The following is an 11,007-nucleotide window of genomic DNA, read 5'->3' on the forward strand; positions in this document are numbered from 1 at the left end:
GTGCATGTCTGGCGCCGCTCCTATGACGTTCCGCCGCCCGGCGGCGAAAGCCTGCGCGATACCGGTGCGCGCGTCTGGCCCTATTACATGCACGACGTGCAGCCGCATGTGCTGCGCGGCGAAAATGTGCTGATTGTCGCACATGGCAATTCCCTGCGCTCGCTGGTCATGGCGCTGGAGGGCCTGAYGGGCGAGGAGATCGTCGCGCAGGAGATCGCGACTGGCGTTCCGATCGTCTACAAGCTCAACGCGGATTCGACAGTCGCTTCCAAGGAAGTTCTCGAGGGTTGACCGGCCGACGCGCGCCCAGGGTCTGTTGAGATTCATGTCCGGCAAAAACGGTGGTTTTCGAGCACCGGAGCGCAGAAGAACGCTGTTTGCAGGCCAGCATGGCATGAAGCTGACGATCGCTGACGAATTCCCCGGCAAATGGATTGACAGACTCTGAAGCGCCCCTTACATGGAACCCCGCTGCCCAGATGGCGGAATTGGTAGACGCGCACGGTTCAGGTCCGTGTGCCGCAAGGCGTGGAGGTTCGAGTCCTCTTCTGGGCACCAAATTCCCATTTCACACCGTCCAATACGGTACTGAAATCAGACAAAGGGCCCGGTTTTCCGGGCTTTTTTGTTGCCTGGTGTCTACCTGCGTCTGCGTGGGGTTGCTGGTATCCGACGCCAATGATGGTAGTCTTGATGGTATCTTAGAGATTCCAGGGTCTACGGCACAAAATTGGATACCATCAAATGGCGCTAAACGATAAAAAATCAGATCCTTAGGCCTAACCACGAAGCCCCGCAAAATCCCAGACTCTGGCGGGCTCCACTTGCTACACACACCAGCCGGCGGCAAACTCTGGCGATTTCCGTACCGATTTGACGGAAAGCAGAGCCGAAAGACACGTCATGAGTCGTCATGAGTGAGAAGCCGATAATCCCGAAGTTGATGCCCGATCGCGAGGACGATGGCCTTCGTGTCGCCTATCATCCGAAAACAGAATGACCGTTTTCAGCGTCCATATCAAGAATGCGGACGTTCAGGTTAGCCAGACCAAGGTCTCAAGCTGGTCCCCAGCGGACATTGATGAGTGTACACAAATGCCCCGAGGGCACCTTCTCAACGGTGCTAAGGCATTGCCGACGGGCCAGTTGCACCGCTACGGGAGAACATTGAGCGGCGGCGATAACAAGCGTCAACAGCGAGATCGTGCTCTCCGGCATCATCAGCATCTTTGCACGTCTCTCTGTTCTCAAGACTTCGTCTGAAGCAAGCCAGCGCACTAGCCGATGCGACGAAAATGCTCTTCCGCCACATCAAGGATACGGTTCCGCCACAGGTAGACATCGCGGGGGCTCATCGTGCTGGATACAAGATGCCCCTACTCCGCGGCCATTGCCCTTCGTGGTGCCAGTTCTTCAATCGCCTCTCCGTGGTGGTCATCTTTCGTTGGCTTAATCCGGAACCACACCGCGTACAGAGCTGGAAGGAAGAGCAGGATCATTACGGTGCCTGCAGCCGTTCCGCCAATCAACGTATAGGCCATCGATCCCCAGAACACCGAATGAGTTAAGGGTATGAAGGCGAGAATGGCAGCCAGTGCAGTCAGAATCACAGGGCGCGTCCGCTGCACCGTCGCTTCAATGACGGCGTGATAGTCATCGAGACCGACAGCCTGGTTTTCCTTGATCTGCTCGGTCAGGATCAGCGTGTTGCGCATGAGAATCCCGGCCAATCCGATCAATCCGAGAATGGCGTTGAAGCCGAAAGGCTGATTGAAGAGAAGCAACGTCGGGACCACCCCGGCAAGTCCGAGTGGCGCAGTCAACATGACCATCGTCATCGTTGACAGACTGCGAACCTGGAGGATGATGACGATCAGCATGGCTGCAATCATGGCCGGGAATATCTTGACAAGTGCGACATTGGCCTTGAGGGATTCCTCGATGTTGCCGCCCATTTCGATGCGGTACCCGACGGGAAGCGATGCGATCAGTGGCTGTAGTGCCTTCATGACCTGCTGTGAGACCTCCGGGGGTTGTGTCGCCTCGTTGATGTCAGAGCGTATCGTGATCACCGGCGTGCGGTCGCGGCGTTTCAGGATCGGCTCCTCAAACCGGATCTCGGAATGGCCGATCTGATCAAGGGGGACCTGTCGGCCATCCCTGCTCATGAGCGAGAAATCGCCCAGCCTTGAAGGATCCAGCCGGTTGTCACCTGCGCTACGGGCGACAACGGGCACGTTGCGGATGTTGTCGCGCACCTGGGTGACAGGGATGCCGCTAAGCAGCAACTGCATCTGCTGGGCTGCCTCAGAGGGTGAGAGACCGATCAGATTGAGCCGATCCTGGTCGGGGACAAACCGCAGCACCGGAGTTCGGTTGCCCCAATCGCGATTGGCCTGCCGGACATCAGGCACACTTTTCATAATTGCCAGGGCCTGCTCGGAGATTTTGTAAAGTTCATCCGGATCCGGTCCCATGATCCGAAACTCGACCGGATATGGCGTATAGGGCCCGAAGACTAGCTGCGTTACGCGCACGGATGCCTCAGGAACAAGCCCGTCTGAAACGGCGGCTCGTAGGCGGTGCTTCAAAGCCTCGCGTGCGTGCGCATTGGGGGTGAGCACAACGACCTTGGCGAAGGCAGGGTCGGGCAATTCAGGTGCCATGGCAAAGAAGAAACGCGGCGCACCCTGCCCTACATAGCTGGTGACGATTTTTGCTTCCGGCTGGGTTTGCAGCCAGCCCTCAACTTTCTCCACTGCGGCTGTCGTGGTCTCGATACTGGTGCCTTCGGGCATGCGAACTTCGACCAGCACTTCAGGCCGATCCGATGTCGGGAAGAACTGCTGTTTTACGCTTCCCATCCCAACGACCGAAACGGCCATCGTGATGCCGACCACGGCGCATACCATGAATTTATGGCCAACCGCGAACTCGATGAGGGAGCGCAGGCGGCGGTAGTTCGGCGTATCATAGATGGCTTGATGTCCGCCCTCGACCGGTTTGATGTCCGGCAGCAACTTGACGCCGAGGTACGGGGTAAAGATCACGGCAACAAACCACGAAACGATCAGCGCAAAGCCCACGACCCAGAAGATGTTGCCGGCATATTCACCTGCAGTCGATCTTGCGAAACCAACCGGCATTAGTCCGATGATTGTCACAAGCGTGCCGGACAGCATTGGCGCCGCCGTATGGCTCCAGGCATAGGCGGCCGCCTTGATGCGGTCCATGCCCTCCTCCATCTTCACCACCATCACCTCAATGGCGATGATGGCGTCGTCCACGAGAAGGCCCAGCGCAAGGATCAATGCGCCGAGCGTGATACGATCGAAGAACCGGCCGGTTTCCAGCATGATGAGGAAGACGACGGCGAGCGTCAGCGGTACGGCAAGCGCGACAACAATGCCAACGCGCCAGCCGAGGGCAACCAGGCTTACGAACAGCACGACGCCAAGCGCCATTGCGAACTTGAGCATAAATTCGCCAACCGCCTCCTCAATGTTGACGGCCTGATCGCTGACCTTCGTGAGCGTCATGCCCAGCGGCAGTGTCTGCGCGATCGCAGCAGATCGTTCTTCAAGCGCCTTGCCGAGATCAAGACCATTCCAGCCCTGTTGCATCACGGCGCCCAGCATGATTGTCGGCTCGCCCTCATGGCGGATGACGTAGGTCGCCGGATCTTCATACCCGCGCCGAATATCCGCCAAGTCGGAAAGTTTTAGAGTGCGTCCAGCCGCTACGATCGGCGTATCGGCAATCGCCTGCACGCTGTTGTAGGCTCCGTCGAAACGGATAAAGACCTGTGGCCCACGCGTGTCGATGGAGCCAGCGGGCGTGACTGTATTCTGTCTCTGCAAAGCCGCGGCGATATCGGTTGCCGATATTCCAAGTGTTGCGAGCTTGGCATAGGAAAATTCGACGAAGATCTGTTCGGGGCGCTCCCCGACGATGTTGATTTTCTTGACACCCGGAACGTGCAGGAGATCCTGCCGGATCACCTCCGCCTGTCGCACGAGGTCGCGCATCGGCATCCCCTTCGCCTTCAGTGCATAAAGACCGAAGCTCACATCGGAATATTCATCGTTGACGAAGGGACCAATGACGCCTGGAGGGAGATTTCGGGCTTCGTCGCCAAGCTTCTTGCGAGCCTGATAGAACTCCTCTTCGACGGCGGCCGGCGGCATGCTGTCCTTCAAAGTCACGGTGAGGAAGGCGTAGCCAGGCCGCGTTATCGTTTCGACACGATCATACCAGGTGAGTTCCTGGATGCGCTTCTCAAGTGGCTCAGCGACAAGATCCTGCATTTCACGCGCAGTGGCGCCCGGCCAGACTGAAGTGACCGTCAGGGTCTTGATGGTGAAAGAAGGATCCTCGGCGCGTCCCAGCTTGACGAAAGCGTAGACGCCTGCAGCCGCCAACAGAACGATAAAGAATAAGGTAACGGCGCGTTCGCGAACCGCGAGGGCTGAGAGATTGAAGCTCATTACTTCGTCACCTTTTGCTGCGAGGCAAATCTGACGGCTGCGCCATTTTCCAGAAGATGTGCGCCCAGAGCGACAACCTTCTCACCAAGGCCAATACCGGTGATAAATGCCGTCTCCTCGCTGATCTGTTTAATTTCGACTGGCGTGAACTTCACAGTGGACGTGGCACCGTTGACAACCCAAACACCTGTCCGGCTACCGTCGTCCAGGATGGAACCTACCGGAACAGCGACCTCCGACTGCCTGTGCGCGTCCAGGATTTTAATCGTCACCGTCGAACCGAGCGGGGCAGAGGCGGCGGCCCCATCGAGAACATAGCGCGCCTCGTAAGTACGGGTTTGCGGATCGGCGGCATCGGAGATCTGTCGCAAGCGCGCCTTTCCGCTGAGACCGCCGCCACCGTAGACACTTGCCAGCGCTTCGGATCCTATATCGGGCCGCAAAGTCTCAGGGAGCCAAACAACGGCTTCACGCGGACCAGCCTGCGCGAGTTGAACGACCGTCTGGCCTGCTGCCACCACCTGTCCGGGGTCTCCAAGCGTCTCGACGACTGTTCCATCCGAATCTGCAAGAAGAACCGTATAGGTGGCCGCATTTTCTGCGACCTTGGCGTCAGCCTCAGCTGCGGCAAGCTGGGCCGCGGCCGTGTCGAGGGCCGCTTTCGCCTGTTCATATCGCTGTGGGGTGGCAGCCAATCCATTCTTCACCAGCGCCGCATAGCGTTTCTCATCTGCTTCTACCTGGATCAGGACAGCCCGCGCTGCGATGACCGTATTGCGCTTCGCTGCAAGCGCGAGTTGGAGATCGGTTTCATCGATGCGCATCAGGGCCTGGCCCTTTTTCACCTGCTGACCCACATCAACCATCCGCTGGACGATCTTGCCTGGGACCCGGAAACCGAGGTTGCTCTGCACGCGTGAGGCGACCGTGCCGGTAAACGACCTCTCCGCCGTCTCCGTCTTCTTCGCCTCTGCGACGCTTACCAGCGGTGCAACCGTCCTCGGATCTGCGGCTTCGGCTTTCCGTTCAGTGGTTTCGGACACCAGGAAAAAGGCGGCGACTGCCGCCACTCCCAGGAGACCCACAAAAGTCAGGACGTATTTGCGTTTCATTTTACATTCTCTATTGACGAGCGATCTGCACAAATTAGATTGCGATCTAAATCTATTTGCGCTATAGATGTCAAATGAAATCTAATCGGAGGTCGACATGAGAGTGAGCCGCGCACAGGCCGAGGAAAATCGGGAAACGGTGATCAACGTAGCGAGCCGTCTCTTTCGAGAGCACGGCTTCGATGGGATCGGCCTGAAGGATCTGATGAAGGGTGCCGGCCTTACGCAAGGCGCGTTCTATAAGCAGTTCGCATCCAAGGACGACCTAGCTGCGCAGGCCTCCAGGCGGGCAATGGAAAGCGCCACGGGCAGATGGTCGACAGCTGCAGCGACAAGCTCGAATCCCCTCGAAGCAGTCCTGGAGTTCTACCTCTCACCGGGACATGTCGGGGAAAAGGCCGACGGTTGCCCTTTGGTGGCCTTGGGAGCCGACGCGGCGCGGCAACGTGAAGAGGTCAGGCGTCCATTTGAGGATGGAATACGGGCTCACTTTGAGGTCCTGGATGAGCTAATGGACGACGCCAAGAGCTCCCATCCCAGCGGCAAGGCAATGGCGATATTGTCTCTGATGGTGGGTGCTGTCACGCTATCGCGCCTCATTAAGGAAGAGGATTTGTCGCGAGGGGTTCTCAACGCAGCCGCCGGGGAAGTCAGACGTATTGCAAGCGGTGATGATGTCGCCTGATAGCGCAGCCGGTTCGTTTATCTAGCGGCGGTTGTCGGCCTGGCGCCCCGGCCCAGGAAGAACCGCCCCTCCCGGTTCGCAGGAGGCGTTCGTCACGTTAGTTGCCGCTTGGTTGAAAACCGGGGCCAACCACCAGCGTTGGGAATTCGTAAACTTATGACCGCAAACACGTCGTCGCGTCAGATAAATGCGGTGGCTGCTTTTGGGAAAAGGAAACAACGGTTTGTATGACCGACAAGCGGGCGCAAAGCGGACACTAATGATTGTCCGCAAGTGGTCAAAGCGGACCAATTGCGTTCTCACGGCATTGCATTCCTTCGATCGATAACGGTTTCCCCTAAGCCAGTCCTGCGAATCCCGAGAAAGGAGCCCTCATGCCACAGCGGAGTGCGAACGTTAACGAGAGGCTGGTTCAGCCGATCACTCCACAGAAGTTCTCCCCAGACGGGGCGGCCTGCGCTTCGGGCCATCTCGAATGCTTCGTCGAGTCCGGGCACGGTTCGCATGTCGAGCTCTCGCATTACGACATCGTCGCCATGGCGTTCGACGCGCAGCTGCTTCAGATCGGTGCGGATTACTGCGAGAGCGGCGATCTGCGGGATCCCGGCGAGCGCCGCCCGAAGTTGGCTCAGTGAGGCAGCTTCGTCCTGCGGGTCGATATCGCCGTCGCGGAAAAGTCTGGCCAGGAATTCGGACTGGTCGCGGGCCGGATCGAGGTGCAATCGTGTTCGATCTACCATCGTGTCGATGATTTTCTCACTTCGGTTGCGGGCGAGAGCGATTGTGTTTTGGCGGCCGCTTTCCAGGGCGAGGATGAGCGCGGCTGCTATGACCGCGATGATGACACCGAACGTGAAGGCCAACGCAACACGTATGGGGACGCGCAACGGACGCCTTGACGGTGCCTCTCCGAACTCAACCTTGTCGCCACCTGCAGATTTTGCCCCTGGAAGGGCTCTCCAGGCCCAAACCCTTCGCAATTTCAGACCGACAGTGGACATCCGAAGAACACCACACGCGAGGTCGCTCGCTTGATCCTTTGACGCTCTCGACTTCAGTTTCAGTAATGAAGGTGCAGGACAGTCGGAGCTTGGTCCCCCCCGGGACAACTACGAACAGGTTGTCATATGCACTTCTTTCGATCTTGACTTCCTCGGGATATCCGAGCGCCTTGAGAATCTCAGGAATGGTGCTCCAATGGCCCACGATGAGTACCCTGTCCTTGCCGTTATCCGAGCGGAGCAGCCGGACCAAACCGTCACTGTCCTCATAGGAATGAACACGAATTTCAAGTCCACGAGCCTTGGCGAGAGGCTCGGACGTCTCGACTGTCCGCCTGGCTTGCGTCGCATAGACGGCGCTGATACCGGCGTCTTTTAATCGCTCAGCCAGCATCTTGGCGCGCTGTTGTCCGGACTCCGGCGGAGTTTCGTCGAGAATCTCATCCAGGTTCAGTGTCGACGGTGGATCACTGTGCCGAACGATGTAGATCACCTCCTGCGCATTGCCCGATTGGCAGAATACGAGGATGCCGGCAGCTAAACCGACCAGCAATCGGATGGCCTTAACTCCCATGGCGTTTTCCCCCGTGTTCCCTTCTCCAGACGAACCGCACGATTGTAGTATGCAAGGAAGGTTGCAGATAGGCAGTTGGCTCATCCCACGTCCGGTCGCCGCAGGGGATCTTCTTCCGGCAGCAATTCCGGACCTACGAACAGCATGGCTCCACTGCGGCTTAGTGGACGGGTAGACAAGGGTCCACACATGGCGCGAAGCCGACATTTCATCGGACGTCGGAGCTGAGTGTCATGCTGACGTTGGCTGGCCGCTCAGCACCGAAGATCAGAACCATTTGATCGACGGAAGACCGGCAAGCGCTTTAAAATGGGGACTCAAGTTCTATGGGTCTATCAATCTTACTGCACCGGCAGTCCTGCTGTGGCGAGCTCGGCTAGATATCTTGAAAGGAGAGGCTCGACCATCTGAGGCTGCTTCGTTGTTGGCCAGACCGCTTCGTCCTTGACAGTCCAGCGCGGTCTTTTTTTGAGAAATTTCGCAATGCTGGCGTGGGCTTCGTCGAGCTTGCCGTCGCGCACGTAAGCGGCAGCAAGATTGGTAAGATAGGGCTCTTCCATTTTCTGAAATTGGGTGATGGCATCCGCAGGACGATCAGCGAGATAATAGGCGATAGCCAGATTTCCAACGTACCAATCCATAGGAGTGCGGTCCTGTCTGACTGCGGTCTCAAGCCATTCGACTCCACGATCAGCCTTTCCGGCATTAGCCAAAAAATACCCCAGGTCGGCGTGCGCCAAGGCATCATTTGGCACGAGATCGATAACCGCTTCGGCCTCAATAATGGATCGTCCGAAATCTCCTTCGTGGAGTTGGTACAGAATTGCCATGACCCAATGGTTCAGCAGTGTTTCAAGTCTCGAGCTATTCGGATTGGCCGCCGCCTCGCTCGCGAGCTTCCATGCCAACTCAGTATCGCGCCAGGGATTGCCTGTGCGCTCATTCATTACGTCCTGCACGTAGCTGAATGCGATTTTGGTGCGAAGCAGCGCCGAATCAGGAAACTTCTCCAACCCTTCCTGCCAGACTTGCCGCGCCTTGGCATTGTCCTCCTTATTGAAGTGGAAAAACAACTGGTGGCCGCGCAGATAGTAGTCGTATTCCTCGAGGCTCGGTGCCGACTTGGTCCAAGCGTCAGCAGCCTCTTTTTTCCTGATTTCGCCCCTCAATCCCGCGAGTGTGGCGTATATCTTGTTGGCCACGTCGTCCTGCATCGCAGCCACGTCGCTGCCCTCTTCGTCATAGCGGTTTGCCCACACATGTTCTCCTGTCGATGCGTCGACGAGCTGGGCGGTAACGCGCACATTCTCCCCGGATCTTCTGACACTCCCTTCAATAACACGGTTCACTTTGAGGTCTTCCCCGACCTGCTGCACCTTCACTGGCTTGTCGTAGACGAAGCTCGAGGTACGGGAGACAACGCGCAGGCTCGGAAAGGACGAGAGCATGGTGATGATGTCCTCGGCGATGCCGGAGCCGAGATAATCCTGCGCTGTGTCGCCGCTCATATTGGCAAAGGGAAGGACGGCGATCGAAGGTTCGCGCGCCAGGGCCGCCGGCTGTCGCATGCCATACCAGGCAGCAGCTGCTACCAGTAGAGCCGCAAAGCCGACGGCGGCGGCGATGGACCGGTAGTTGACCCGCAAGCGCGGACGCTTCCGGCTCACCGTCGTTGCATCAAGCCTCACCCGAAAAACCCGGATCGGCTCGGCGATGTTCTTGACCTTGTGCTCGCCCATGGCCTCGAAAGCGAAGGCGAGTTTCTTCTCTACCTCGCGAGCCACCTTGCCCGACACGCAGATGCCGTCAGTATCGGCGAGCTGTTGGAGCCGTGCGGCGATGTTGACGCCATCGCCGTAGCAGTCATCTCCCTCGACGATGACCTCGCCGAGGTTGATGCCGATGCGGACATGCACACCCTGCTCCTCGGGGACGTTGGCGTTGCGCTCCGCCATGCCCCTTTGCAGGTTCACCGCGCATTCGACCGCATCGACGACACTGCCGAACTCCGCCAGGAGACCGTCGCCCATCAGTTTGAAGACGCGGCCATGATGGCGGGCGATTTCCGGTTCGAACAGTTCCTTGCGTCCCGCCCGGAGACGCTCGAAAGTACCCTGTTCGTCCTGCTCCATGAGAGTGGAGTAGCCAACAACGTCAGCACAAAGAATGGCAGCAAGCTTTCGGTCCATGACCGCCCCCTCGTTGGGTCGCATCTGCTTGCGCCAACAATATCACAAACTGGGGAAAGTGTGCTTGCCAATAACTGGTGGCAGCAGCGGAACCTGCTACAGGCTTTCTAGTATCTTTTGGGCGTCGAGCGAACATAGTAAAAGTCCGGTTTTGGCAAATAGCAGGCACTACGCAATGGCTGCTTTGAGGGCGCGAAGCCGCCGTTCAGCAGTCGAACTTCCTATGTCCGAAGTGGGGCCAAACCCAGACCTAAACTCAAAATTAATGCATCACAACATCAACACTGACTGTCCGCCTGCCTCCGATTCATAGGATCCAGGTCAAACATTTGTGCCACATCAAAAGGTGAATGAACCGCGAGCGATGGGAGGCTGGCTGTCCAACCTCCCAGTAGGTATTATTTCGGGCAGTCTTTTGGCTGAGTGCCCTTAGTTGATGTGGTATTGCCACGGGTAGAGCCAGAAGAATCGGCTCCTTCGCACCCGTTTGTAACTAAGGCCCAGACAAGAGAAAGCGGTGCCGCCAATCCGGAACAATCTGTTTACGTACAGGGAAATCGCGCGAACGTTTCCTGCCACGTATCCGTCATCCAGAAGCGCGGCCAGCCATCATCCCCGTTGAGATGGTCATAGAGTTCCATCGCCGTTTCCATATCCGGAATTATAAGTTCGTGGACCTTAATATGCGAGGGTTCTGTAGCCCTGCCAGTGTGCCAAAGAAAATCACGAAGGTGTCCGGTTATCTTCACCATATTGCCGTCCGGAAAACGCCCGGCCACCACTTCTGTATAACCTGGATGGCTCATCATCTCGGCAATCTGGTAGTCGTCCAGTTCTTGTGCAAGCAACATTGATTTGTTTGAGTTCGGGCATGGAATGATATTGCCAAACATATCGTCAGGTCTCCCCCGTTGGAGTGACAAGTTCGTAATCGCCAGTGTTGCGGTTAAGTGTTGGAG

The 11,007-nt window shown here is 57.5% G+C and carries 9 protein-coding genes and 1 tRNA gene; 4 read left to right on the forward strand and 6 right to left on the reverse strand.

The window, feature by feature from the left end; all coding sequences use genetic code 11:
* From ACXJ5O_RS09835 to ACXJ5O_RS09845, 3 genes are all read left to right on the forward strand, one after another.
* A partial coding sequence (locus ACXJ5O_RS09835) for a histidine phosphatase family protein (RefSeq protein ID WP_457299729.1) occupies window positions 1–291 on the forward strand: 291 nt, incomplete at its 5' end.
* A gap of 182 nt (window positions 292–473) precedes the next feature.
* Window positions 474–558 (forward strand) — tRNA-Leu (locus ACXJ5O_RS09840).
* A 242-nt stretch (window positions 559–800) separates the two neighbouring features.
* The gene (locus tag ACXJ5O_RS09845; RefSeq protein WP_457299737.1) at window positions 801–917 is read left to right on the forward strand and encodes an Arm DNA-binding domain-containing protein; all 117 of its coding nucleotides are present in this window, start codon (window positions 801–803) and stop codon (window positions 915–917) included.
* 459 nt (window positions 918–1,376) lie between these two features.
* Here ACXJ5O_RS09845 and ACXJ5O_RS09850 read toward each other — a convergent pair whose 3' ends face one another.
* Together ACXJ5O_RS09850 and ACXJ5O_RS09855 are read right to left on the reverse strand one after the other, a co-directional pair.
* Window positions 1,377–4,487, reverse strand: a complete 3,111-nt coding sequence (locus ACXJ5O_RS09850) for an efflux RND transporter permease subunit (RefSeq protein ID WP_457299730.1) — start codon at window positions 4,485–4,487, stop codon at window positions 1,377–1,379.
* Window positions 4,487–5,599 (reverse strand): efflux RND transporter periplasmic adaptor subunit, encoded by a 1,113-nt coding sequence (locus ACXJ5O_RS09855; protein WP_457299731.1) that lies wholly within the window; start codon window positions 5,597–5,599, stop codon window positions 4,487–4,489. Before ACXJ5O_RS09855 ends, ACXJ5O_RS09850 begins: the two co-directional genes overlap by 1 nt.
* Before the next feature lie 97 nt (window positions 5,600–5,696).
* Here ACXJ5O_RS09855 and ACXJ5O_RS09860 point away from each other — a divergent pair, with 97 nt between their 5' ends.
* Complete coding sequence (locus ACXJ5O_RS09860; RefSeq protein ID WP_457299732.1) at window positions 5,697–6,284, forward strand: TetR/AcrR family transcriptional regulator; 588 nt, start codon at window positions 5,697–5,699, stop codon at window positions 6,282–6,284.
* 299 nt (window positions 6,285–6,583) lie between these two features.
* Here ACXJ5O_RS09860 and ACXJ5O_RS09865 read toward each other — a convergent pair whose 3' ends face one another.
* The 4 genes from ACXJ5O_RS09865 to ACXJ5O_RS09880 form a co-directional block, all read right to left on the reverse strand.
* Window positions 6,584–7,171 (reverse strand): hypothetical protein, encoded by a 588-nt coding sequence (locus ACXJ5O_RS09865; protein ID WP_457299733.1) that lies wholly within the window; start codon window positions 7,169–7,171, stop codon window positions 6,584–6,586.
* A 28-nt stretch (window positions 7,172–7,199) separates the two neighbouring features.
* Window positions 7,200–7,859 carry a SixA phosphatase family protein gene (locus ACXJ5O_RS09870; protein WP_457299734.1) on the reverse strand — a complete coding sequence of 220 codons (660 nt, stop codon included), beginning with the start codon at window positions 7,857–7,859 and terminating at the stop codon, window positions 7,200–7,202.
* Window positions 7,860–8,200: 341 nt separating this feature from the next.
* On the reverse strand, window positions 8,201–10,048 hold the full coding sequence (locus tag ACXJ5O_RS09875; RefSeq protein ID WP_457299735.1) for an adenylate/guanylate cyclase domain-containing protein: 1,848 nt from the start codon (window positions 10,046–10,048) through the stop codon (window positions 8,201–8,203).
* A 542-nt stretch (window positions 10,049–10,590) separates the two neighbouring features.
* A partial coding sequence (locus ACXJ5O_RS09880; RefSeq protein ID WP_457299736.1) for a hypothetical protein occupies window positions 10,591–11,007 on the reverse strand: 417 nt, incomplete at its 5' end.

Source organism: Phyllobacterium sp. P5_D12 (genome assembly GCF_054049495.1).

Excerpts from the sequence above, each read along its gene's own strand:
- ACXJ5O_RS09850 (WP_457299730.1), bottom strand. The coding sequence starts at position 4,487 with ATGAGCTTCAATCTCTCAGCCCTCGCGGTTCGCGAACGCGCCGTTACC.
- ACXJ5O_RS09855 (WP_457299731.1), bottom strand. The coding sequence starts at position 5,599 with ATGAAACGCAAATACGTCCTGACTTTTGTGGGTCTCCTGGGAGTGGCG.
- ACXJ5O_RS09860 (WP_457299732.1), top strand. The coding sequence starts at position 5,697 with ATGAGAGTGAGCCGCGCACAGGCCGAGGAAAATCGGGAAACGGTGATC.
- ACXJ5O_RS09870 (WP_457299734.1), bottom strand. The coding sequence starts at position 7,859 with ATGGGAGTTAAGGCCATCCGATTGCTGGTCGGTTTAGCTGCCGGCATC.
- ACXJ5O_RS09875 (WP_457299735.1), bottom strand. The coding sequence starts at position 10,048 with ATGGACCGAAAGCTTGCTGCCATTCTTTGTGCTGACGTTGTTGGCTAC.